The 23572-nt window shown below is 69.6% G+C and carries 14 protein-coding genes and 1 pseudogene; 10 read left to right on the top strand and 5 right to left on the bottom strand.

Annotation, left to right across the window (positions count from 1 at the left end; genetic code table 11):
• Positions 1-346 precede the first annotated feature (346 nt).
• The 9 genes from AB5L52_RS37680 (at position 347) to AB5L52_RS37720 (ending at position 15282) form a co-directional block, all read left to right on the top strand.
• On the top strand, positions 347-6187 hold the full coding sequence (locus tag AB5L52_RS37680) for an amino acid adenylation domain-containing protein (protein ID WP_369367882.1): 5841 nt from the start codon (positions 347-349) through the stop codon (positions 6185-6187).
• Positions 6184-6417 (top strand): MbtH family protein, encoded by a 234-nt coding sequence (locus AB5L52_RS37685; protein ID WP_351019989.1) that lies wholly within the window; start codon positions 6184-6186, stop codon positions 6415-6417. Before AB5L52_RS37680 ends, AB5L52_RS37685 begins: the two co-directional genes overlap by 4 nt.
• Entirely contained in the window at positions 6414-7676 is a 1263-nt protein-coding gene (locus tag AB5L52_RS37690; RefSeq protein WP_369367883.1) for an MFS transporter, read from the top strand. The genes AB5L52_RS37685 and AB5L52_RS37690 overlap by 4 nt, the downstream gene beginning before the upstream one ends.
• Positions 7673-8467, top strand: coding sequence for a thioesterase domain-containing protein (locus AB5L52_RS37695; protein ID WP_351019993.1), 795 nt, complete (start codon positions 7673-7675; stop codon positions 8465-8467). The genes AB5L52_RS37690 and AB5L52_RS37695 overlap by 4 nt, the downstream gene beginning before the upstream one ends.
• A complete protein-coding gene (locus tag AB5L52_RS37700; protein WP_369367884.1) occupies positions 8464-10248 on the top strand; it encodes an amino acid adenylation domain-containing protein in 1785 nt (594 codons plus the stop codon). Before AB5L52_RS37695 ends, AB5L52_RS37700 begins: the two co-directional genes overlap by 4 nt.
• Positions 10245-11528: a cytochrome P450 gene (locus AB5L52_RS37705; protein ID WP_351019997.1), complete on the top strand. Its 1284-nt coding sequence runs from the start codon at positions 10245-10247 to the stop codon at positions 11526-11528. The genes AB5L52_RS37700 and AB5L52_RS37705 overlap by 4 nt, the downstream gene beginning before the upstream one ends.
• A gap of 17 nt (positions 11529-11545) precedes the next feature.
• Entirely contained in the window at positions 11546-13171 is a 1626-nt protein-coding gene (locus AB5L52_RS37710; protein WP_369367885.1) for a condensation domain-containing protein, read from the top strand.
• Positions 13168-14466, top strand: coding sequence for an ATP-grasp domain-containing protein (locus AB5L52_RS37715; RefSeq protein WP_369367886.1), 1299 nt, complete (start codon positions 13168-13170; stop codon positions 14464-14466). The genes AB5L52_RS37710 and AB5L52_RS37715 overlap by 4 nt, the downstream gene beginning before the upstream one ends.
• 216 nt (positions 14467-14682) lie before the next feature.
• Complete coding sequence (locus AB5L52_RS37720; RefSeq protein WP_351020003.1) at positions 14683-15282, top strand: YdcF family protein; 600 nt, start codon at positions 14683-14685, stop codon at positions 15280-15282.
• Between the two features lie 26 nt (positions 15283-15308).
• Here AB5L52_RS37720 and AB5L52_RS37725 read toward each other — a convergent pair whose 3' ends face one another.
• Genes AB5L52_RS37725 through AB5L52_RS37735 form a run of 3 tightly spaced genes read right to left on the bottom strand, consistent with a single transcriptional unit; the run spans position 15309 to position 19253 of the window.
• On the bottom strand, positions 15309-17966 hold the full coding sequence (locus AB5L52_RS37725) for a CHAT domain-containing protein (RefSeq protein ID WP_369367887.1): 2658 nt from the start codon (positions 17964-17966) through the stop codon (positions 15309-15311).
• A gap of 16 nt (positions 17967-17982) precedes the next feature.
• Positions 17983-18873 (bottom strand): hypothetical protein, encoded by an 891-nt coding sequence (locus tag AB5L52_RS37730; RefSeq protein WP_369367888.1) that lies wholly within the window; start codon positions 18871-18873, stop codon positions 17983-17985.
• Positions 18874-18875: 2 nt separating this feature from the next.
• A complete protein-coding gene (locus AB5L52_RS37735; RefSeq protein ID WP_351020011.1) occupies positions 18876-19253 on the bottom strand; it encodes a hypothetical protein in 378 nt (125 codons plus the stop codon).
• Between the two features lie 327 nt (positions 19254-19580).
• On the opposite strand from AB5L52_RS37735, the pseudogene AB5L52_RS37740 reads away from it, so the two are divergent.
• A pseudogene (locus AB5L52_RS37740) lies at positions 19581-20479 on the top strand (amidohydrolase family protein).
• Between the two features lie 501 nt (positions 20480-20980).
• On the opposite strand, the gene AB5L52_RS37745 reads toward AB5L52_RS37740, so the two are convergent.
• Positions 20981-22705, bottom strand: a complete 1725-nt coding sequence (locus tag AB5L52_RS37745) for an acyl-CoA dehydrogenase family protein (RefSeq protein WP_369367889.1) — start codon at positions 22703-22705, stop codon at positions 20981-20983.
• Between the two features lie 97 nt (positions 22706-22802).
• A complete protein-coding gene (locus AB5L52_RS37750; RefSeq protein WP_369367890.1) occupies positions 22803-23375 on the bottom strand; it encodes a PadR family transcriptional regulator in 573 nt (190 codons plus the stop codon).
• Positions 23376-23572: the final 197 nt, after the last annotated feature.

Consider the following 23572-nt stretch of genomic DNA (forward strand, 5'->3'; position numbering starts at 1 on the left):
CCCCATGCCGTCTTCCGTGAGTCGGCGGTAACCATCGCCGCGGCGCAGGCGGGCACGGCATGCGATGGTATTTCATCTCAATTCGCCCACCAGAAGCATCGGCGGACCTATACATCATCGCCGCCCGTAGGGCAATCGGAATGGCATCCTTGACAGTCGCCGGTGTCATGAATCAAGCCATTCAATCGCTTAGTGATCTGGATCACACCGTCTTGTTCGGGTGAGTCGCGCTGGCTAGTTTGATCACCGCTCAGGAGGGTGCACATACGTCGAACTACCCGACGCGGGAAATCGTTCGAACCGCGACGGCATCATTCAGGGTTCAGTTACGGGGGAAATGTAAATAATGCCGGACAATTCTGTCGTCAACTCTGCATTCGCTACGCTCCTCGAAGCCTTTGCGTCGTCTGTCAAGAATTTTCCTCAACGCGTCGCCATAAAATTCGGAGAACAGGTCCTCACCTATGAGGATCTCGACCTCCGATCCGATGTGCTGGCGGCGGACATCCAGGAACGGACTTCCCTCCCGGGCCGGCCGATCGCCATCCTGCTGGAACGGTCCCCGGAGATGGTGATCGCGGCGATCGCGGTCCTCAAGACCGGTTCCTGCTACGTCCCGCTGGACCCGGAGTCCCCGGCCGCGAGGCTCGAGGTGATACTCGAGGACGCGGCGCCCGCGCTCGTCCTGACCTCGGACGCCCTGGTGCGCACAGTGCCGGCTGGGCATGCGGTCCTGTCCCTGGACAAGGGCCGCAACGACGACCCGAACCGCGTCGACAAGCCCTTCCTGCCGCCCGTGGTCGCTCCGTCCGACCGCGCGTACATCATCTTCACTTCCGGAACCACGGGGCGCCCCAAGGGCGTTCAGGTCACGCACGAAAACGTTGTGCGGCTGTTCGCCGTCACCGACCCGCTGTTCGGCTTCGGGCCGGACGACGTCTGGTCCATGTTCCACTCGTTCGCATTCGACTTCTCCGTGTGGGAGATATGGGGGGCGCTGCTTCACGGTGGAACCGTGGTGATCGTTCCGGGCGACGCGGCAAAGGATCCGCAGAGATTCCGCGCGCTGCTGCGTGACGAGCGGGTGACGATGCTCAGCCAGACGCCCACGGCTTTCGCTCAGCTGATGGCCGAGGAGTCCCGGAACGAGGACAGGCTTCCGCTCCGATACGTGGTTTTCGGCGGAGAGGCACTCAATTTCTCCGACCTGGCCCCCTGGTTCGAGAAGTACGGAGATTCCGCCCCGGAACTCGTCAACATGTACGGCATCACCGAAATCACGGTGCACGCCACGCACCGGAGGGTCACGCGGGAGGATCTCGGCCGGGAAGGCAGCCTCATCGGCGTTCCGCTTCCCGATCTCGACATCCTTCTCCTGGGCGAAGACCTCGGGCCCGTACCCGACGGGGAGACCGGGGAGATCGTGGTCACCGGCCCCGGCGTGGCCCTGGGCTACCTCGCTCGGCCGGAGCTGACCGCGGAGCGCTTCGTCGATGTCAGCGACACGGACGGCCGCACCGTGCGCGGCTACCGCTCGGGCGACCTGGCACGGCGCCTGCCGGACGGCGAACTGGAGTACCGCGGACGGCGCGACGAGCAGGTCAAGCTCCGGGGCTTCCGGATCGAACTCGGTGACATCGAGACCGCCCTGACCTCACTGCCGGCTGTCGGACAGGCGACGGTGGCCGTCAAGAACGTGGACGGCGAACGCGAACTCGTGGGCTACGTGGTCCCGGCCGACGGGGCGGCGCCGGACGAGCCCACGCTGCGCGGCCGGCTGTCCGAACTCCTGCCCGCCTACATGGTGCCCGTGGCGTTCGTGACGCTGAACGCGCTGCCGATGACGGTCAACGGCAAACTGGACCGGGCGGCCCTGCCGGAACCGGACCAGGCGCTGCCCGAGCACCGGAACGTCGGCGGAAGCGGGCCGGCTGACGGGGCGTCCCCGCGGTCGCTGCGCGAAGAACTGCTCTGCGAGCTGTTCGCACAGGTGCTCAACCGCCCCTCGGTCAACCCCGACGACGACTTCTTCGCCCTGGGCGGCCACTCACTGATGGCGATCCGCCTGGTGAACCGCATCCGCGCGGCGGTCGGCCTCGAAGTCGCGGTCAAGGATCTCTTCGAGGCCCGCACCCCAGCGGCGCTCGCGGCCACGGGCGCCACGGACTCCAGTCGCCCAGCGCTGCGCCCACGCCCGCGCCCTCGCGACGGCCGGATCCCACTGTCGTACGCCCAGCAGCGGCTCTGGTTCCTGCAGCAGGTCCATGTCGGCTCGCCCGCGTACCACATTCCGCATGCCCTGCATCTGACGGGCCGTGTGGACACGGACGCCCTCGGTGCGGCCCTGCGCGATGTCGTCCTGCGGCACGAGGTGCTGCGGACCGTCTACCCGGAGCAGGACGGCACGCCGTACCAGCACATTCTTCCGCCCGACGGGGTCGGCTCGCCGCTGGCCGTCTCGCACACCACCCAGGACCACCTCGACGCCCAGGTGACGGCCACGGCACGAGCGGCGTTCGACCTGGCCGTCGATCTTCCGCTGCGCGCGCACCTGTTCGTGCTGGGGGAGGAGAAGAGCGTCCTGCTCCTCGTCCTGCACCACATCGCGGGCGACGGCTGGTCGCTCGAACCTCTCGTACGTGACCTGGCGGATGCCTACACGGCGCGGCTCAGCCGCCGGGCGCCGGACTGGGCGCCGCTGCCCGTGCAGTACGCCGACTACGCCGGATGGCAGCAGGAACTCCTCGGCGACGAGGAGACACCGGACACCCGCCTGTCCCGTCAACTCACCTTCTGGACCGAGGCGTTGCAGGGCTCAACTGAGGAACTCGACCTCCCCTTCGACCGGCCCCGGCCCACTGCCGCGGACTTCTCGGGCGACCTGGTCGGCATCGACCTGGACCCGGATCTGCACCGGGCGATCGCGCAGCTGGCACGGACGACGGGCACCACCGTCAACATGGTGCTGCAGGCCGCCGTGGCCGGACTGCTCACCCGCCTGGGAGCCGGCACGGACCTGCCGATCGGCATCGCCGTCGCCGGCCGGACCGATGACGTCCTGAGCAACCTGGTCGGCTTCTTCGTCAACAGCCTGGTGCTGCGCGCGGACACCTCCGGTGACCCGAGCTTCGTCGAGCTGCTGCAGCGCGTACGCACCCTGAGCCTGGCCGCCTTCGACAACGAGGACCTGCCGTTCGAGCGGCTGGTGGAGGCCCTCAACCCGACGCGTTCCGCGTCGCGTCACCCGCTGTTCCAGGTCATGATCGCCTCACAGAACGACATGCCCGACGACTTCGGTCTGCCGGGGCTCTCGGTGGACGCCTGTCCCGTGTCCGGTGGCACGGCCAAGTTCGATCTGTCGTTCAAGTTCAACGAGCGTCGCGACCACGACGGGAACCTGCTCGGCATCGGTGGCGGCCTGGAGTTCAGCTCCGCCCTCTTCGACCGTACGACGGCCGAGGCGATCGCCGGCCGGCTGGACAGGCTGTTGCGAGCCGTGTGCGCGACGCCCGGCAGCCGGCTCAGCCAGGTCGACATCCTCTCCGGTGCGGAGCGGCGGCTGCTCTCGGAGTGGAACGACACGGCACCGGTCCCGGCCGTACTGCCCGACACCGCGGCGGCCATGGTCGAGCGGCAGGCCGGCCTGACCCCCGACGCCGTGGCCCTGATCCAGCGGAACACCCGCTGGACCTACCGTGAACTCGACGAGCGGGCCAACCAGTTCGCCCACCGGCTGAGCGAGCTGGGCGTCGGCGCCGAGAGCCGGGTCGCCCTCAGCATGTCCCGCGGCCCGGAGGCGGTCGCGGCGATCCTCGGCATCTGGAAGGCGCGAGCCGCCTATGTGCCGCTCGACCCCGAACACCCCGCGGAGCGTCGTGCCTTCATGTTCGCCGACAGCGGTGCCTCGGTCCTGCTGACGGAGACGGGCCTGGCCGGCGACCTCGACCTGCCGGCGACGGCACATGTGCTGCTCGTGGACGGTGACGAGCGGCTGCGCACGGCGGCGAAGGACCGGCCCGCGTCCGTGGCCAGTGCGTCCGACCTCGCCTACATCATCTACACCTCCGGCTCCACCGGCACGCCCAAGAGCGTGATGATCGAGCACCGTGGCGTGGTGAGCAGGCTGTACGACGTCGTCGACCGGTTCCGGGTCACGCCCGAGGACACCAGCCTGCAGATCACCGCGCTGGGGTTCGACCCCTCGGTGCGTGAGCTGTTCGCCCCGCTGTCCGCCGGCGCCGCCGTCGCCCTGCTGCCACCGGAAGGCGCGCGTGACCCGCGGACCGTCATCGACGAAATCCGCACCGTACGGCCCTCGGTCATCCTGTTCATCGTGCCCTCGCTCCTTGAGGCGGTGCTGGCCGAGGGGGCGGATCCGGCCGTCTTCTCCTGCCTGCGGCTGGTGGCCACCGGCGGCGAGGCCCTGCGCGCTCCCGAGGCACGGGCGCTGCTGGAGAACTGGGGCTGCGAGGTCCTGAACCAGTACGGCCCCACGGAGAACACGATGATGTCGTGCGTCCACACGGTACGCCCGGAGGACCTGCGGACCCGTATACCCGTGGGACGGCCCCTGTCGGGCACCCGGGTCTACGTGCTCGACGAGCATCTCGGTCCGGTCCCGCCGGGGGTCACCGGCGAGGTCTACCTCGCGGGTGTCGGCGTCGGCCGCGGGTACCTGGGGCGCGCCGGGCTCACCTCCGCCCACTTCGTGGCCGACCCCTTCGGCGCACCGGGTGAGCGCATGTACCGCAGCGGCGACCTGGCGCGCCGGCTCCCGGACGGTTCGCTCGATTTCGTCGGCCGTGCCGACGGGCAGGTCAAGCTCCGCGGCTTCCGGATCGAACTCGGCGAGATCGAGGAGGTGCTCGCCGAGCATCCGGCGGTGTCGCGCGCGGCGGTGATCGTGCGCGAGGACCAGCCGGGCGACCCGCGCCTCGCGGCCTACGTCGTACCCGCCGGTGACGGCCCCGTGCCCAGCCCCGGTCAGCTCAGGGACCACCTGAGCGGCCGGCTGCCGGACTACATGGTCCCGGCCGCGTATGTGGAGATGGAGACGCTGCCGCTGCGCGGCAACGGAAAGCTGAACCGCGCCCTGCTGCCCCGTCCGTCCCTCGCCGGCACCGCCGGCTCACGGACCCCCCGCAACCCGCGCGAGGAAGTGATGTGCGGCCTCTTCGCCGAGGTGCTGGGCGTACCGCACGTGGGCATCGACGACGACTTCTTCCAGCTCGGCGGTCATTCCCTGCTCGCCGCCCGGCTCATTTCCAGGGTGCGGACCGTGCTGGGGCTCGAACTCTCCATGCGCAGCTTCTTCGAGGCCCCCACCGTGGCCGGTCTCGCCGAGCGGGCGGGCGTGGACAGCGGAGCGGATGCGCTGGAGGTCGTACTGCCCCTGCGCACCGGAGGGGACCTGCCGCCGCTGTTCTGCATCCATCCCGGTGGGGGTCTGGCCTGGAGCTACGCGAGCTTCATGAAGTACGTCCCGCCGGGCATGCCGTTCTACGGCATCCAGGCCCGGGGACTCCTGCACCCGGACGACATGCCGGCCACCGTCGAGGAGATGGCGGCGGCCTACGTCGCCGAGATCCGGCGCATCCAGCCGGAGGGCCCGTACCACCTGCTCGGCTGGTCCTTCGGCGGCATCGTCGCCTTCGACATGGCGACCCGGCTCCAGGCGGACGGCGCGGAGATCGGCCTGCTGGCCATGCTGGACTGCTATCCGGGCGTGCCGGACCACTACCGCGTCGACGAACAGAACATGGTCGCCGCGCTGTTGGACCCCTCCCGGCCCGGAGTGGTGCCGCAAGCGGGGTCCAAGGAGGTCGCCGATGTGCTGGAGGTCCTGAAACAGGACACCGGTGCCCTGGCGAGTCTCACCGAGGACCAGCTGGTGGCACTGCTCACCGCCATGTCCCACAACCGGCACATCGTCAAGGACCATGTGCCCGGCCGGTACGACGGCGATCTGCTGTTCTTCCTGGCCACCGAGGGCCGTATCGAGGGCGCGCCGATGCCCGACGTCTGGGAGCAGTACGTCAGCGGCGCCGTGCGCTGGCACGCCGTCGATTCCACCCACACCGCGATGAACCAGCCCGAGTCACTGGCGCAGATGGGGCCGATCCTGGCCGCAGCTCTGGCCGACCTTCACGCTGCCGACCGCAGCCGTACGCAGGGGGACGCACGATGACCAATCCTTTCGACGACCGGGAAGGCCGCTTCCAGGTACTGCTCAACGGTCAGGGATGCCACTCGCTCTGGCCCGTGTTCGCCGAGGTGCCGGCCGGATGGACCGTGGTGCACCCGGCCGACACCCGGGAGGCCTGCCTGGCCTATGTGGAGGCCCACTGGACCGACCTGCGGCCGACCGCGACGGCCCTGGCCGCGTCGCCCGCCGGTGAAGGGAACAGCGGCGCATGATGGGCGATTTCGCGATCCTCAGGGATCGCGCGGTACTGGCGCTCTTCAGCGCCCGTTCCGTGTCACTTCTCGGCAACGCCGTCGCACCGATCGCCCTCGCCTTCACGGTGCTGCACCTGCCCGGCGGATCTCCCTCGATGCTCGGTGTGGTGCTGGCCGCGAGGCTGCTCAGCCAGGTCACGTTCGTCCTGCTGGGCGGCGCGTTCGCGGACCGGTGGCCCAAACTGCGCGTCATGGTCTCCGCCGACCTCGGCGCGGGACTCTCCCAGGGGCTCGCGGCCTGTCTGGTCATCACGGGGCATGCGACACCGTGGATGCTCGCCGGGTTCGCCGCGCTGAGCGGTGCGGCAGCGGCCATCTTCGAGCCCGCGTCCCGCTCGGCCATGCCCCAGCTGGTGTCCGGCGACGCGCTGCAGTCCGCCAACGCCCTGCTGAAGCTGTCCATGCGCGGCGGCAGCATCCTCGGCGCCGCCCTGGGCGGTGTGCTGGTCTCCGCCATCGGCGCGGACAGGACCATGCTCGTGCCGGCCGGGACCTTCCTGTTGTCGGCGCTGCTGCTGCTCACCGTGCGGATCACCGATCCGGTGGCACCCGCCAAGGGCGGCCCCTCGCTGGCCCGGCAGATCCGCGAGGGCTGGCGGGAGTTCACGGCGCAGCAGTGGGTGTGGGTGATGGTCTCCCAACTCGCCTTCGTGAACGTGCTGCTGGCCGGCAGCTTCTACGTCCTCGGTCCGGTGGTGGCCGACCGGGCCCTCGGCGGAGCGTCCGCGTGGAGCACGGTGCTGGTCGCGCAGGCGGCGGGCTTCGTCGTCGGCAGCGTGGCTTCCATGAAGGTCAGGCCGCGCCACCCCGCGCAGGCAGCAGCGCTGCTGACCATGGGATTCCCCCTCTCGGTCCTGCTGATGGCGGTGGAGGCGCCGCTCGCGGCCATCGCCGCGGCCACGTTCCTCGCCGGTGTGTGCATCGACGTCTACGAGGTGCTCCTGGACACGGCACTGCAGAAGCACGTGCCGCCGGAGGCCCTGTCGCGCGTCATGTCCTACGAGTCACTCGGATCCTTCGCACTGGTTCCGCTCGGCATGGCGGGCGCAGGTCCCGTGGCGGACCTGGTGGGGGTCGACACGGCCCTCTGCGGCGCCGCAGTACTGATCATGCTGGCCGGTCCGGCGGTTCTGCTGCTCCGTTCCGTGCGCGGTGTGACCGACAGGACGGACTCCGCGCAGACCGCCGGTACCGAGACCTCGGAGGTGACGGCATGACCGCTCCCGCCCCCGTCAAGTTCCCCCGGTCGCTGCTGCGACGCCCCTCGCAGGAGGCGGCGGCCCGCATCTTCTGCTTCCCGTACTCGGGCGTCGGCGCCTCGATGTTCAACCAGTGGCCCCGGATGATCGGGGACGCGGAGGTCTGCCCCGTTCAGCTGCCCGCGCGGGAGAACCGCATCCGTGACGAGCACTTCGGGACCTACGAGGAGCTGGCCGCCGTTCTGGCCGAGGACCTGGCTCCTTACCTCGACCGGCCGTCGGTGTTCTTCGGACACTGCGCCGGGTCGCTGCCCGCGTTCGAGACGGCTCTGCGCCTGGCCGACAAGGGTCTGCCGACACCGGCCGAGGTCGTCGTATCGGCCCAGGTCGCGCCCCATGACTGCCCCAACGACCGGTTCCTCCACATGACGGACGCGGAACTGTCCGAGGAACTGGGGCAGCTCGTGGTCGCCCGGGGCGGTACACCGCATCCGATGCTGATCGAGCTGACCCTGAGCGTGCTGCACCAGGATCTCGACGCCAACCGCGCCTATCACCGGCCGACGCCGGTGACCGTTCCGTCGGGCATCACCGTGCTGCACTGGAACGAGGACCCGGAGATCGAGCCGTCCCAGATGCACGGCTGGAGCGCGTACTCCGAGCGCGTCAGGTTCACCGGACTTCCCGGTGCCCACTACGCGTTCTTGTCGGCGCCTCCCGAGCTGCTGCGGACGCTGCACTCGCTGGCCCTCCCCGAGGATCCGCCGCCCGCACCGACGGCCCCGGACCACGAAGGAAATCCGTCATGACCGACACGATCGATGCCCTCTTCGCCCGCCGGGCCGCCGCACACCCCGACCGCGTCGCCGTGCACGGCACCGATGGCCGGCTGACGTACGCCGAACTCGACGCGCAGGCCGAGCGGCTGGCCCGACTGCTGGCCGGCAGCGGGGTACGCCCCGGCGACGTCGTGGCACTGTGCTGCGAGCGCTCCGCCCGGAGCATCGTCATGCTGCTCGCCGTCCTCAAGGCGGGCGCCGTCTACCTCGGGCTGGACTCCAAGCAGCCCACGGCGCGCCGCGACCTCGTCCTGCGGGACGCGTCCGTGCGGGTCGTACTCGCGGACGCGGCCTCCGCGACCGGCCTGGACGGCGGCGGCTACACCGTCATCGTGGCCGGCGAGGAACAGGACGCGGCCCATGACCGGTCGTCGGCCCGGTCGGCCCCGCACTCGGGCTCCCACTCCGGCTCCGACCGCACCGCATATGTCGCGTACACCTCGGGGTCGACCGGTACGCCCAAGGGCGTGTGCGTGCCCCACCGCGCCGTGCTGCGGCTCGTCGTCGACACCGACTTCATCAGCATGCAGAGCACCGACACCTTCCTGCACTTCGCTCCCGTCGCGTTCGACGCCTCCACGCTGGAGATCTGGGGCGCGCTGCTCAACGGCGCCACCCTCGCCGTCGCCCCGCCCGGCGACCTCTCCCTGGGCGAACTGCTCCGCTTCGTACGCGAAGAGCGGGTCAGCGTCATGTGGCTCACCGCCGGGCTCTTCCACCGGGCCGTGGACGCGGGACTGACGGACCTGCCCCACCTGCGTCATCTGCTCGCGGGCGGTGACGCCCTGTCGGTCGCGCACGTGAACCGTGCGATGGCCGCGCTCCCGCACACGGCGGTGACCAACGGCTACGGGCCGACGGAGAACACCACCTTCACCACGACCCACACCCTGCGGGAGCCGGTGGACGGGACCACCGTGCCGATCGGCCGACCCATCCCGGGCACCGGCGTGCTGGTGCTCGACGACCGTCTCCGACCGGTCCCGGACGGAGAACCGGGCGAGCTCTACGCCACCGGAGCGGGCCTGGCCCACGGCTACCTCAACAGACCAGGCACCACCGCGGAGCGCTTCGTCGCCAATCCCTACGCCGAGACCCCCGGCGAGCGCATGTACCGCACGGGTGACCTGGTGCGCCGGCAGACCGACGGGAGCCTGGAGTTCATCGGCCGCGGCGACGGCCAGGTGAAGATCCGCGGCTTCCGCATCGAGACCGGTGAGGTGGCGGCCGCGCTGACCGCCCTCCCTGGTGTGAGCCGGGCCGAGGTGGTGGCCCAGCGCCGGGGTTCGGGCGACCGGCGTCTGATCGCCTACGTCGTGGGCGCCAAGGGCGCCAAGCCGTCCGCTCTGGAGATGCGCAGGCGGCTCACCGACATTCTGCCCAGCTACGCCGTGCCCGCCCTGGTGCGGGCGGTCGACGAACTGCCGCTCACCGCGAACGGCAAGGTGGACCGGGCGGCGCTGGAGCGCAGGGACACGGCTGAACGGCCGGAGGTCAACGCCGAGTACCGGGCCCCCGAAGGGCGCCTGGAGACCGCCGTCGTCGGCATGTGGTCGGACCATCTCGGGTTCGACGGGATCGGCGCGGACGACGACTTCTTCGAGCTGGGCGGTCACTCACTGATGGCCGTGACCATCATCGCCGAACTGCACCAGGAGTTCGGGGTCGAGATCTCGCCGATCGACTTCTACCTCGACCCCTCTCCCGCGGGTCTGGCCCGGTCCGTCGAGAAGGCGGGTGTCACGCCGTGAGGATCCCCGAAGTCACCGCCGCGGGCATGGCGGCCGTCGACCTGTCGAAGGTGAACCTCTTCGATGCGGCCTTCCACGCCGAGCAGGACCCGCACACGGTCTGGGCGTTCATGCGCGAGCACGCCCCGCTCCATCGCCAGGAACTGCCGGACGGCCGCTTCTTCTGGTCGGTGACCCGCTACGACGACGCGTGCCGGGTACTGGGCAACCACCAGGAGTTCACCTCCGAGCGCGGCAGTCTGCTGAACCAGCTCGGCCAGGGCGAGGCCGCCGCGGGCAAGATGCTGGTCGCCACCGACCCTCCGCGCCACAGCGAACTCCGTCGGCCTCTGAACAAGCTGTTCACCGGCCGTGGGCTGGCGAAGAGCGAGGATCGTATCCGGGAAGCGGTACGGGCCCTGCTCGCACCGTCGCTCGACGGCGGTGAGTGGGATCTCGCCCAGCGGGCCACCATGCTGCCCATGGCCGTGGCCGGGACGCTGATGGACCTGCCGGAGGCGCACTGGGCGGACCTGGTGCGGTCGACGGGCATGGCCGCCGCCCCGGACGACCCGGTCTTCATGATCCGCAACGCGCACGCCACCCTCGCCATTGCCCACCACGAGCTCTTCAAGTACTTCTCCGAGCAGTACGCCGCCCGCAAGGGAGCCGAGGGCGACGACGCCATCGGTGTGCTGATGACGATGCGCGACGGGGAACTCACCCTCGAAGAAGTCGTCGTCAACTGCTACAGCCTGCTGCTCGGGGCGAACGCGACCACCCCGCACACGGTGGCCGGCACGGTGCTCGCCCTGCTGGAACGGCCCGAGCAGTTCCGGGCCGTCCGGGAGAACCCCGCCCTCGTCCCGTCGCTCGTCGAGGAGGGGCTGCGCTGGACCTCACCGGCGAGCAGCTTCCTGCGCCACGCGGTCGAGGACGTCGAGCTCAGCGGAGGCGTCGTGCCCCGCGGCGACGCGGTGGCCGTCTGGGTCGGCTCCGCCAACCGCGACGCGGGCGTCTTCCCGGACCCGTATCGCTTCGATGTGGCACGGGAGGCAAACCGGCACATCGCCTTCGGATACGGGGCCCATTACTGCCTCGGCGCCACGGTGGCACGCCTCACCCTGCGCATCTTCTTCGAGGAACTTCTGCGTACCACCGAGGACATGACCCTGGCCGGCGAACCGCGTCACCTCGCGTCGAACTTCGTCGCCGGCCTCACCAGTCTCGCCGTACGCGTCACACCGCGCCGCCCGCAAACGCCACTCGGCGGTCACACGGAAACGGCACTGAGCGCATGAACGAGAGGACCAGCTCCATGCAGCACACCGACGCCGGCATCCCGGCGGCAGCTGCGACGACCGACCTGCCCGCAACCCTGACGGCCATCCTCAGCGAGCACCTGTCCGGGCAGGACGTCGGCCCCGACGACGACTTCTACGCGCTCGGCGGCGATTCGCTCATCGCGCTGCGGGTCGTGGCGTCCGCGCAACAGCACGGCATCGCCATGACCTTGAAAGACCTGCTCTACTACCCCACGGTGCGCGAACTGGCCGCGTATCTGTCCTCGGCGCAGGGCGAGCCGCCGTCTGTCACCGCGCAGCCCTCTGCCGGCCCGGCGAGTGACGACGGCCTCCTCGCCGCGGGCGATCTGGCCCTCGTGCCCGCGGACGTGGAGACGGCCCTGCCCGCCTCCGCCCTGCAGGTCGGCATCATCTACCTCTGTGAGACCAGCGGCGACCCCGACCTGTACCACTCGGTGATCGGCTGGGAAACTCTCGCCCCGTTCGACGAGGCCGTCTTCCGCTCGGCCCTCGGCCGGCTGTGCGACCGCCACGCGGCGTTGCGCACCTCCTTCGACCTGGGCACCTTCTCCGAGGCCGTTCAGCTGCAGTGGAGGCACATCGAACTGCCGCTGTCCATCGAGCGGTTGCCGGAGTCCGATCCGGCCAAGGCCCGCGAACTGGTCGGCGCATGGCGCGAGCACGGCCTGCAGCTGCCCCTGGACTGGAGCCACGCCCCGCTGTTCCGCTGCCATGTGGTGGCTCAGCCGGAATCCTTCCACGTGGCGATCGCCACCCACCACGCCGTCGTCGACGGCTGGAGCTACGGCCGGCTGATCGTCGACCTTCTGGAGCTGTACGCCGCCGGCGTCAAGGGTGAGGAGGCCCGCTTGCCCGAGCTGCCGGCCACCGGAGAAAGCGACTTCATCGTGGCCGAGCGCGCGTTGCTCGCCTCGACGGAAGCCGCCGACTTCTGGCACCAGCGGGCAGACGTCCCGCCGCTCCTCTTCGAACGGGGTCAGTTCAGCGGGGCGGCCAACGCCGTGGCGAAGGCCGAATTCCCGCTCGGCGAGGAGGTGTTGAGCGGTCTGCGCAGCGCGGCCCGTACGGCCCGTACCTCGCTCAAGTCCGTCGCTCTCGCAGCCCATGTCCGAGCGCTGTCGGCGTGGACCGGGCGCCAGGAGGACCTGGTGACCGGCGTGGTCGTCAACACCCGGCCGGAGAACGCGGGGTCGGACCTGATGGTCGGGCTGTACCTCAACACGGTCCCGCTGCGCTTCGCGTCCCTCGACGAGTCCTGGGCCGACCTGGCACGACATGCGTTCGACCTGGAGCGCGAGGCGGGTCCCTACCGCGGCTTCCCGCTGGCCCAGATCGAGAGCCGGCTGGAGCGGGCTCCGTTCGACACCGTGTTCAACTTCATGGACTTCCACGTCTACCAGGAACTTCCGGACACGGTCGGCGTGGAGACCCGTTCCTGGTGGGTACGGGGGAAGCCCAGCTTCCCCTTCCGTGTCGACTTCGAAGTCGACGGCACCGAGGCGGGCAGCCGCGTCGTCGTCGCCTACGACCCCGCGCTGCTGGAGGCAGACGGCGTCGAACAGTACGTACGGCACTTCGAGTCCGCTCTGGCCGACGCCGCCTCGCGGGCGGTGGCATGAGCCGCGGGGGACGGACCCTGGCCGTCGTGTACGACGACGGCGCGGCGTCCGCGGGAGAGATCGGGGTGGGGCTGGGAGACCTGGGCCGCGTGGTCTTCCTCGTGCCCGACACCCCGCACAACCGCCTGCTGCGCCCGGTCATGGAGAACCTGGGTGACGTCGTCGCGCTGACCGGCTCGCCCCAGGAGGACATCGACCTCGTACGGAAGGTGGCCCCGGACGCGGTCCTCACCTACAGCGAGCGGATGATCCGCAAGACGGCCGAGCTGGCGCAGGCGCTGGGACTTCCCTCGCACTCCCCGGACGTGGCCCGCGCCCTGACGGACAAGGTGCGCCAGCGCCGGATCCTGCGCGACCGAGGCGTCGACGAGGTCCGCTCCCATCCGCTGCGCTCGCCGCAGGAGTGGCCGGCCGCGCTGTCGGCGGTGTCCCTGCCCGCGATCATCAAGCCCGTCCAGGGCGGCGGCAGCCGTGACACCTATGCCGTGACGACGGACGCCGAGGCGGCGGAGGTGCTGGCGCTGCTCTTCTCCGGGGAGAACGAGACCGGCTCCACCGAGTTCACCGTCGAGGAGCTGCTGGAGGGCAGGCCGAGTCTGCCCTACGGCGACTACGTGTCGGTGGAGAGCGTGTGCACCGAGCAGGGCGTCGTCCACCTGGCCGTCACGGGCAAGTTCCCGCTCATGAAGCCGTTCCGGGAGCCCGGCAGGTTCTGGCCCGCGAACGTGTCCGCGGACGAGGAGCGAGCGATCCTGGACCTCACCACCCGTGCGCTCCAGGCCCTCGGTGTGACGTACGGCCTCACCCACACCGAACTGAAGCTGACGGCGTCCGGCCCCCGCATCATCGAGATCAACGGCCGGCTGACCGGCCACATGAATCTCACGACGCGGAGTGCGTTGGGGATCGACCTGGTACGTATCGGGGGGCTGCTGGCGCTGGGCGAGCAGCCCGGCACAGGGCCGCTCGACTTCGGCGGGCAGGTGCACTTCCAGTTCAACACCATGGCTCCGACTCGGACATGCCGGCTGGAGCGCATCCATGGGGCCGCCGAGGTCCGCCGGATACCGGGAGTCGTCGGGTACCGCACCTACGCCAAGCCGGGCACGGACATTCCCGGGGGCGTCATGACGTATCCGCTCGACGTCGTCTGGGGCACTTGCGCTGATCACCCGTCCATGATCGAGGTGGTGCGGCAAGCGCTCCAGGTGCTGTCGTACGACTTCGCCTTCTCCGGCGGACCGGTCCGACGCATCACGGCCGAGGAACTCACCGAGGCCACGATCACCGTATGAGCCGGTCCCTGACCGGGCTTGAACCGAAAGAAAGGCTGAATTCGGGCTCGCGGCCCAGGCGAGTCTGAAAAGGGCGCCTGCCGGGCATCTGCCTCGGTCAGGCGCCCTCTTCCTATTCCTGGACGAAGCCATTCCCGCCAAGAAGTCCTGACAGAATACGTCGTTTGCAGCGCGGCTCCTTCGCGGCCCGATATCGAGGTGCCCTAGAGTCGCCCCATGCGGCGAAGGACAGGACTGGCGATGGCTGGGGTTGCGGCCCTGGCCTGGGGCGAGTGGTTGAACTGGCGCTGGTCTCGGGTTCTCGTGGGGAACAGCGAGGGCGCATCCGAGGCCGTGGTGGTGTTGGGGTACCGGAACCCCCAAGCTACGGCGAACCTCATCAACCGCTGGCGAGTCCGTGCCGGGATTCGCTCCGTCTCCGCCGACCGTGCGCAGGGGACTCGCGTGGTCTTCAGCGGTGGTGCGACAAGCGGTGGCGCCGCGGAGGCCCAGTTGATGGCTGCCTATGCGAAGTCGGTGCTTGAGTTCGACGGCACAGTGCTCCTCGAAGACCGAAGCAGCACGACATGGGAGAACATCACGAACGTGATCCCACTGATCGAGGACGTCGACCGCATCAAGATCGCCTCCCAACCGGCTCACGCGCTCAAGGCTCGTGCCTACTTGCGGCGGCAGCGCCCTGATCTTGCCGAGAGGCTGGTTCGCGCGGACGACTACCGCCCTGGCGAGTGGACGGTCGTCAAACCGCTGCTGGCTCTTTATGGACTTTGGACCCTTCGCGGTCTCAAGGCCGACGAACGGAAGGTCTCGCTGTAGACAGCCGATCATTTCGTGGGGAGTTCTCAGGCGCCGGCGTGGATATGGGCGGCCCACAGGGTCGGGGTCCGTACATACCGGTCGCGGAGGGCACGTACTTCCGTGTGCAGGGCGAAGGCCGTACGGCTCGGGTCGAAGCCGGCGGCGTGCAACGCTCGGTAGACGGATTCGGCGACCTCGCGGGCCAGGGTGTCCTCGATCCGCCACAGCGTGCCGATTACCTGCGGATAGCCCGCGAGCTGAAACGCCGTGGTGATGTGGATCGCCTCGTCCGCCAGTTCCAGGGCAACCCGAGAGGTTTCACAGGCGGAGAGGTAGGCGAGTTTGGCGCCGGTGAGGTTCAGCTTGGACAGGTCCAGCACGGTGAGAGGGCGGTCGTGCAACAGCAGTCGGCTGGACGATGGTTCGTCCGGGTCGCTGACGCCATGGCAGGCGAAGTGCACGAACGCGTGCGTCTCCAGCGCGGCTTCGACAGCGGCATGGGTCGCCCGACCTCCGACGAGCAGGTCGGCGGAGGTCAGTTCCGCGAGCGAGGCCGCCTCCTGGAGCACGCCGGGCAGTGTGGGTGCGCCGGCTGCCTCGGGCACGGCCACCACCAGCAGTCTCGGGTCGTTCACCGGGCCGGTTGACGCGGCCCTGAGCCGCCGCAGCATGCGCACGGTCGGGGTGTACGACGAGACGACCCGGTCCATAACGGTCCGCGGGTGGGGTGCGTCGCGTTCGTCGTGGTGACCAGCCGCGTGCAGTGGCAGGTCCGCCAGCAGGCTTGCCCGTGCCCACCAGATCCGCGGCCACTCCCCGCCGTCCTCGGGCCGGCCGGTCAGGCCCAGGTGTTCGAGCACGGGCCCTGTCACGGTGTCCCAGAGCCAGGCCAACTCCGCATGGATCACCTGCTGGGCGCGTTGCCGCTCACGGAGCCCGTGCCTGCCTCCCCCTGCTTCGACGGCACCGACGAACCGTGCCAGGTGCGTGGCGATGTCAGTGAAATCGGGCAGTGCCACGCTGGACACGCCTTCGGGCGTGAGGATCAGGGCGTCGCTGCGCAGATGCGTCGTGTTGATCAGCACGACGGTGCCATCGAGCGGGGTGGCCTCGGCCGACTCCGTGTCCTCGTCGCCCAGTACCCGGGACAGCAGGATGCCGCGGCCCTGTTCGAGGAGTCGCAGCGCACGCCGTGCGTCGCCGAGCTGCAGGGCGCAGGCCGCCGCATGCGCCGCGATGCCTCCCCACCGGCCGAGCCCGTATTCCTGGTCGATGCGGGTGAGGTCCTGGCGCGCCACATGAGGGAGCAACTCGACGGCGAGCTCGGCGCCGGCGGCTGCCTCGGTCCAGTCCTGAACCGCGCCACCGATGCGGCTCCGGCTCAGCGCCGCTTCGATCCGCAGGTGGACCGGCGCGTGGGGAATCGACGCCGCTTGACGGTACGAGTCGAGAGCTTCGGCGGACACAGGAGACCGCTTCTCCCACGCGCGCCCGAGAGAAAGCAAGCTGTGCGCACGGAGTGGACTGCCCTCCGGCGTGCGGGCCAGGCAGCGTCGCAGCAGGTCGGTGGCCTCATCCAGGGCGTCGGACGCTCCGTCCTGGGCAGCCCGCAGAAGCAGTGCTGAGGCCAGGACGTCCAGTTGCGGGCCGCTTCCGTCGTCCGCCACGGCCCGCCGGCCGACGGTGATCGCCTCGTTCAGGTCACGGTGTTCGCGGGTGCGCTTGTACCGCATCGTCAAGGCCGATGCGAGATTCACCAGGTGGCATCCGCCGTCGGGCAGGCTCGTCGCCTCCCGGAACAGGCCGATGGCCAGGTCCAGATCGCCGGCATCGTCCAGCCTCCAGGCCCTCGTCAGCAGGGCACCTGCCAGATTGCTGAGAACACCCGCACGTTCGGCATGCCCGTCCGGCAATGACTCCGCGGCGCTCTGGAACGAGGCGATGGCCTCGTTCAGTAGCGCCATTTCGGGGAGCAGCTCGAATCGGTACATCAGCGCCCCCGCGAGGTTGACCAGGCGCGCGAACAGCCGTGGATCGTCCGGTGCGGTAACGGCGGCGGAGCGCCGAGCCAAGGAGATCGCCTCGGTCAGGTCCTCCGGCCTGCTCGTGTGCTCGAAGCGGGTCCGCAGCGCGATACCCGCGTTCTCCAGCAAGGCGGCGAATTCCGGGTGGCCTTCGGGGAATGCGGCGATGGCTTCGTGATACATCGTGACAGCGGCTTCGAGCGCGGAATGCTGACCCGTGCGCTCGAAGCGGTGCCATACAGCGCTGCTCAGGTACTGGAGGGTGGTCGGGTCCGGCGCGCCCGGGTTCAAGGAATTGCGGTATGCCTTGATCGATTCGTCCAGGCTCGACAGGTCGGCGGTCTCTTCGAATCTGGCGTTCCAGGCCAGCCCGAGCATCTGCCACAAGTCGGGCGACACCAGGGGATCGGCGCCGGTCGTGTCCATCGCCGAGCCGAGCGCGGCAATGGCCTGGTCACAAGCATCGACGGAGCCAGTCGAAGTGAACCGGCGTAACAGCGCGACCGCCAGGTTGCGCCACCACGCGGTTCGTGTCGAATCACTGCCGACCGCTCGAAAGTAGGCGTCCACGGCCCGGTCGAGGTCGGCAGGACGGCGAGTCCGTTCGTAGCGCAGGAACATCTCGTTGCCGCGCCGGAAGTCTTCCCCACCTCCTGGCGGCCGATTCGGGAAACTCACGGTGCCTCCTCTCGGATCACGTGCGCTTACGCAGGGCCCGGGTGATCTGCAGGCCCACGGCAGGCTCCAGTTGGCCAGGGCACGGAATCCCCAGAGCCTCCGCGAGATCCCGGCCGTGAACATCCACTGCGGACTCGACGAGTTGGGCGAAGGCGTCGATGCCGGCTCGGCCGCGGATCAGGGCGGCCGTTCCGCCGACGAGGGCGATGAGAGCCGCAGGCCACCACCAGCACGCAAGTACGAGATACAGAACCGACCATCCGGCGAGGCCGGCCGCCGAGTCGAATCCCTCCCGTGCCGAGCCCAGTTCGTCGCGGGTGGTCTGCGGGACAATCAGCCACAGCCGAGGCCACGCCGAGGACAGGTCCAGGTCGTAATTCTCGAACACGCGGCGGTCCACGGCGGCGATCCGGTCACCGATCCGTGTCGGCCGGACAGGCCGCGCGAGCGAGATCCGGTTTCGAGCGGCATTCAGCTGGGCGGTTTCGACCTCCGGATCGTCCCGCTGCCGGGCCCTGGCGCGCAGTGCGTCCTCGTAGCGGCGCTGAGCGTTGCTCCACCGACGCCGGCGACGTGCGATCAGCCGCCGGGCCAGCGGAGCCGGCCACCATTCTCCGAGCCATAACCGCGCCACCGCGTGACCAAGCCCCCGGGCAAGCAAGCCCGCCGCCACCGAGCCCGAGAGCACAACACAGGAGAGGAGGACGACGGTGGTGGCGTCATGCTGTCCGGCCGCAGCATGGATTCTGTGCACATCGGCCGGAATCCGTCCGACATCAGCCCAGCGCCGCTGGCCGAGCACCACCGCGCCGCTCGCCACCACAACGAACACCAGGCCCGGCAACACCAGCAGGGCAAACCACTTCTCGGCGAACCGCTTGCCGAGTTCGGTCAGGAACGACGCCACGGTCAGAGCCTGACGAGGTGCAGTGACTGCCCCGACAGTCCACAGACCGTGACACCACCCGGCAGTTCGACACGCGAACACCGCTCAAGTGGGCACACGTACGCCTCCTCGACCGGATGCCCTCCGCCGAGGTCCGGGAGGCCGCCGATGCCGCGGGCCCCCGTCCAGGACGCAGGCCCGCCCGCCACACCGAGGCGGTGCAGCAGTTCGCGCAGTCGCATCAGAACACCCGGCAGGTCGCGGTTCACCCGGGCGGCGGCGATGATCTCGGCCAAGTCGTCCAAGCAACCTGCTTCGGCCGCCAACTCCCGCAGGTCGGGCAGTTCCGCGCAGAACATCGCCAGCCCGTCGGCCACGTCGTCACGAGTGGCTTCCCCCATCGACACCTCGTCTCACAGGCCCGATCCGATCGCACCCAGGCTCTCACGTGCCTCCGATGCGATTCCTCTGCAGGTCCTCTGCCATTCCTCCTCGCATCGATCGGCGATCGGTTCCGCACCCTGATTGCGGTGCACGGCCCTGACCGGGCGTATGCCGTGTTGCCCCTGAGGGCAACGAGGAAGGCCGTGGGAGCCGGGGCGGTGCTCGCCCGCTTGGCACTGCCGGCCGGACGTCCCTTTCAGGTGCTCGGGGGCCAAGGCACGATGAGCGTTCAGAGTGTCCCGGCGTTGTGACAGGTGCAGGTCGTTCGAGAGAGGCGGTACCAGGTGGGTTCCACCCGCGTGGCGTTGGGCGAGGAGGCCGGTGAGGTCCGCCGCTTCTGGGGCGGGCTCGGACTTCCCGGGCTGATCGACGTCCACACCCACTTCATGCCCGAGCGTGTCCTGCACAAAGTCTGGGACTACTTCAGCACCGACGGGCCGCTGATCGGCGGGCTGAAGTGGCCGATCACCTACCGGAAGCCGGAGGCGGAACGCACGGCCCTGCTCCGGGAGTTCGGGGTGCGGGCCTTCACCACGATGCTCTACCCCCACAAGCCCGGCATGGCCCGGTGGCTGAACGGATGGGCGGCCGACTTCGCCCGCCACACCCCCGACTGCCTGCACACCGCGACTCTCTACCCCGAGCCGGACCCGAGGCGTACGTCCGCGAGGCCGTCGAAGCAGGGGCACGGGTGTTCAAGGCGCATGTACAGGTGGGAGCGTACGACCCGGCCGATGAACTCCTCCAGCAGACATGGGGGCTGCTCGCCGAGGCCCGGATCCCCGTGGTGATGCACTGCGGCTCCGGGCCCGCGCCCGGCAAGCACACCGGCTCCGAGCCCATCGCGCGCGTGCTGGCACGCCACCCGAAACTCCGGCTGATCGTCGCGCACATGGGCATGCCCGAGTACGAGGAGTTCCTCGACCTCGCCGAACGGTACGACCAGGTACGGCTGGACACGACGATGGCCTTCACCGACTTCACCGAAGGATTCATGCCGTTCCCGAACCGGGCCCTGCCCCGGCTCGCCGCACTCGGCGACCGCATCCTGCTCGGCTCCGACTTCCCCAACATCCCCTACCCCTACCTGCACCAGCTCCACGCCCTGGAACGGCTGGGACTCGGGCAGGACTGGCTACGGGCCGTATGCCACGACAAGGCGGCGGACCTGTTCGGGCTGTAGCGCCGTCAAACCGACCGTCACCCGTTGAGGGCTGGTGCGGCACCCACCAGCATCCCAGGGCCGGCATCGTCCACCGGCCGGTCCGCGACCCAGAGCCCGTCGCCGCGCCTCAGCCGATGGGGAGGCGACCGGCATCCGTCAGCGACGGAGACCCGCAGGAAGTAGTCGGGCACCCCGAACACCCGACGCACCTCGATGACTTCGAGCTCGACGTGGGTGGACCTACTCGCCCGCCTTGTCACCGAGCCCACCAAGAACCCGCCTGGGGTGGGGCTCGGCCGGTGCGCGATACGCGCTCATCGCGGCGGTCGTAGCCGTCGGAGTGGGACCTCTCCACCTGCGGATTCCTGCCGACAGGAGGAGAGCGCCCCTATGGCGGGTCGGCTATCTGTGCGTCGGCGCGTGACCTCGCCGCTACCTGGTCCCGTACGCGGAGCCGATCCCTGACCGGCGGGTGGCCGGGTCCACGCGGCTCAGCCACCGGTGATGCGTACGGCGCGCCTACGGGGCCATCTCGTACGCGCCGGACAGCGCCTCGACCCGCAGCCAGACTCGCTCCGTGCGCGCCTCGTCGACGACCGGCCGCCGGACCGACCCCAGCGCCCACTCCTGCTGCTGCTCGGTCGCGGAGTCCTTGCCGTGCAGTTCGACGGCGTGCCCGGAGAAGTCCCGCACGAGGACGGCGAAGAGTTCGTCGAGCACGTCCTCGTCGAGTCCGGTCAGGGCGGCCTGCTCCAGGACGAGCTGCCCGTGCACCACGAGCGCGAAGAGCTGACCGACCGCGAGGACGAGGTCGAGGTCGCGGCTCTGCTCCGCGTCGGGGGAGGCCGTGGTGACGAACTCGCAGAGCGCGTCGGCCTGTTCGCGGAGGCGAGCGACGTTGGGTAGATGCGCGTACGTCTCGAAGGCCGGGCGCCAGTCGTGGAAGCGCACCGAGCCGAGGCCGCGGGCCGGCCCCTGCCGGAACAGGAAGTTGTCGTCGGCCGCGTCGAGGCGGGTCGGCACGCCGGGGTACTCGACCGGGTCGAGGAGGTGACTGCGCATGAACTTCAGGATCAGCGCCAGGTTGACGTGGACCGTGCCCTCCAGCTTCGGCAGGCCGCGGATCTCCACGGCGGCCTGGCCGAAGTAGTTGTCCTTCTCGAAGCCCTTGGCGGCGATGACGTCCCACATCAGGTCGATGACCTTCTCACCCTCCGTGGTCACCTTCATCTTCGTCATCGGGTTGAAGAGCAGGTAGCGGCGGTCGTCGGGGCCGGCGGAGCGGAAGTAGTCGACAGCGCGGTCGCTGAACAGCTTCATGCCGACGAGCCTGACGTACGCGTCGGTCAGCTCGCGTCGCACGTGCGGGAAGGCGGTGACGGGGCGGCCGTAGAGGATGCGGTTGTGGGCGTGGGTGACGGCCTCGTACATCGCGTGTTCGCAGATGCCGATCGAGGCGGTGCACAGGTTGAACTTGCCGACGTTGACCGTGTTGAGGGCGGCGTCGAAGGCGGCGCGGCCGGTGTGCAGGACGTCCTCGGCCGTTACGGGGTAGTCCTCCAGACGGAACTCGCTGACGAACTTCGACGAGTCGACGACGTTCTTGACCAGGTGGTAGGCCGGATGACGGCTGTCGGCGGCGAAGAACACGTAGCCGTCGGGGCCCTCGACGTCGGTACGGCGGCCGAAGACGGAGACGAGTCCGGCGGCGTTGCCGTTGCCGATGTAGTACTTGGAGCCGGTGGCGCGGAAGCCGCCGTTGCCGTCGGGTTCGAGCAGCATGTCGGTGGAGTAGATGTCGGCGCCGTGGGCCTTCTCGGACAGGCCGAACGCGAACACCTCTCCCTGGGTGAGGAGTTCCGCGGCGCGGGCGCGGGCGGCGGCGTTGTCGCTCTGCCAGACCGGGCCGAGGCCGAGGATGGTGACCTGCCAGGCGTACCAGTAGTCCAGGCCGTAGAAGCCGAGGATCTCGTTGAGCGCGGCGATACGGGCGGTGTCCCACCGCTTGTCCGGCTCCTCCTCCCCTGCGGCGGACGACGGCGTCAGGAAGGTGGCGAACAGGTTCTCCTTCGCGGCGAAGGCGAGGAAGTCACCGAGCCACGCGCGGGTCCGGTAGTCCTCGATCAGCCGACGCTTCCCGCGCTCCTCGAACCAGTCGACGGTGGCGCGCAGCAAGCGGCGCGTCTCGGGGTCGAAGTGCGCGGGGTCGTAGGTGCGCGGATTGAAGAGCAGTTGGTCAGCCATGGTGAGGACCCCTTTCGGCTGGTGGACGGATGGGAATCGGGAGGTCTGGCGGCTGGAGGAGCCGGAGGGGAGGACCAGCCGACGGGCGTGGCGGCGATCAGCTGTCCGGGCCGAACCGGGCCAGCGTGGCCAGCACGTCGTCCAGCCAGTCGATCATCATCCGCTCGTACGCGATGCCGCCGCGCAGTACGACGTGCTGGAGCTCTCGCTCCGCGTCGAGCGGCGCTTTGGGAGCGACCGCCCTTGCCTCGGGCCCCGTGAAGTCCCGCTCCTCGCCCACGAGATAGTGCGCAAGCCGGTCCCGGTGCGCCTGCTGGTGCCGCTCCACCTCGCGGATCAGGGCGGCCGGGTCGTCGAAGGCGGCACCCCGGATCTTCACTGCCAGGTCGTGGCGGACGCTCTCCGGCTCGATCGGATCGTGCAACCACGAGGACAGCGCCGCCCGGCCGAGATCGGCGACGGAGTACTCCTTCTTGTCCGGCCGGCCTTGCTGCGGGATGTCCCGGGCGTCGACCCAGCCGTCGTTCTCCATGCGCTTGAGCACGCGATAGATCTGCTGGTGGGTCGCGGTCCAGAAGTAGCCGATGGACCGCTCGAAACGCCGGGCCAGCTCATAGCCGGATCCCGGCTTCTCCAAGAGCGACACCAGGATCGCGTGTTCGAGCGCCATGACGCCGATCCTGCTATGCAACTCGTTGCATAGCAAGTCTATGACAGATGCCCGCCGAGTTGCCGGGGTGCGGGGGGCGTCGTATTCGGAGGAAGACGGTGAGATGGCATCGCGAAGAACGCCTGCGCCGCCGGTGGCGAGCGAGTGGGGCGAACGGAAGGCGCCTGACCGGCAAAATCCCAGGTCAGGCGCCTCTT

The sequence above is a fragment of the Streptomyces sp. CG4 genome, assembly GCF_041080655.1.
Lineage (GTDB): Bacteria > Actinomycetota > Actinomycetes > Streptomycetales > Streptomycetaceae > Streptomyces.

Bases quoted from the DNA above. Each gene is read 5' to 3' on its own strand.
- AB5L52_RS37750 (WP_369367890.1), bottom strand. From the start codon at position 23,375: ATGGCGCTCGAACACGCGATCCTGGTGTCGCTCTTGGAGAAGCCGGGA.
- AB5L52_RS37715 (WP_369367886.1), top strand. From the start codon at position 13,168: ATGAGCCGCGGGGGACGGACCCTGGCCGTCGTGTACGACGACGGCGCG.
- AB5L52_RS37690 (WP_369367883.1), top strand. From the start codon at position 6,414: ATGATGGGCGATTTCGCGATCCTCAGGGATCGCGCGGTACTGGCGCTC.
- AB5L52_RS37710 (WP_369367885.1), top strand. From the start codon at position 11,546: ATGCAGCACACCGACGCCGGCATCCCGGCGGCAGCTGCGACGACCGAC.
- AB5L52_RS37745 (WP_369367889.1), bottom strand. From the start codon at position 22,705: ATGGCTGACCAACTGCTCTTCAATCCGCGCACCTACGACCCCGCGCAC.
- AB5L52_RS37735 (WP_351020011.1), bottom strand. From the start codon at position 19,253: ATGGGGGAAGCCACTCGTGACGACGTGGCCGACGGGCTGGCGATGTTC.
- AB5L52_RS37720 (WP_351020003.1), top strand. From the start codon at position 14,683: ATGCGGCGAAGGACAGGACTGGCGATGGCTGGGGTTGCGGCCCTGGCC.
- AB5L52_RS37700 (WP_369367884.1), top strand. From the start codon at position 8,464: ATGACCGACACGATCGATGCCCTCTTCGCCCGCCGGGCCGCCGCACAC.
- AB5L52_RS37680 (WP_369367882.1), top strand. From the start codon at position 347: ATGCCGGACAATTCTGTCGTCAACTCTGCATTCGCTACGCTCCTCGAA.
- AB5L52_RS37695 (WP_351019993.1), top strand. From the start codon at position 7,673: ATGACCGCTCCCGCCCCCGTCAAGTTCCCCCGGTCGCTGCTGCGACGC.
- AB5L52_RS37685 (WP_351019989.1), top strand. From the start codon at position 6,184: ATGACCAATCCTTTCGACGACCGGGAAGGCCGCTTCCAGGTACTGCTC.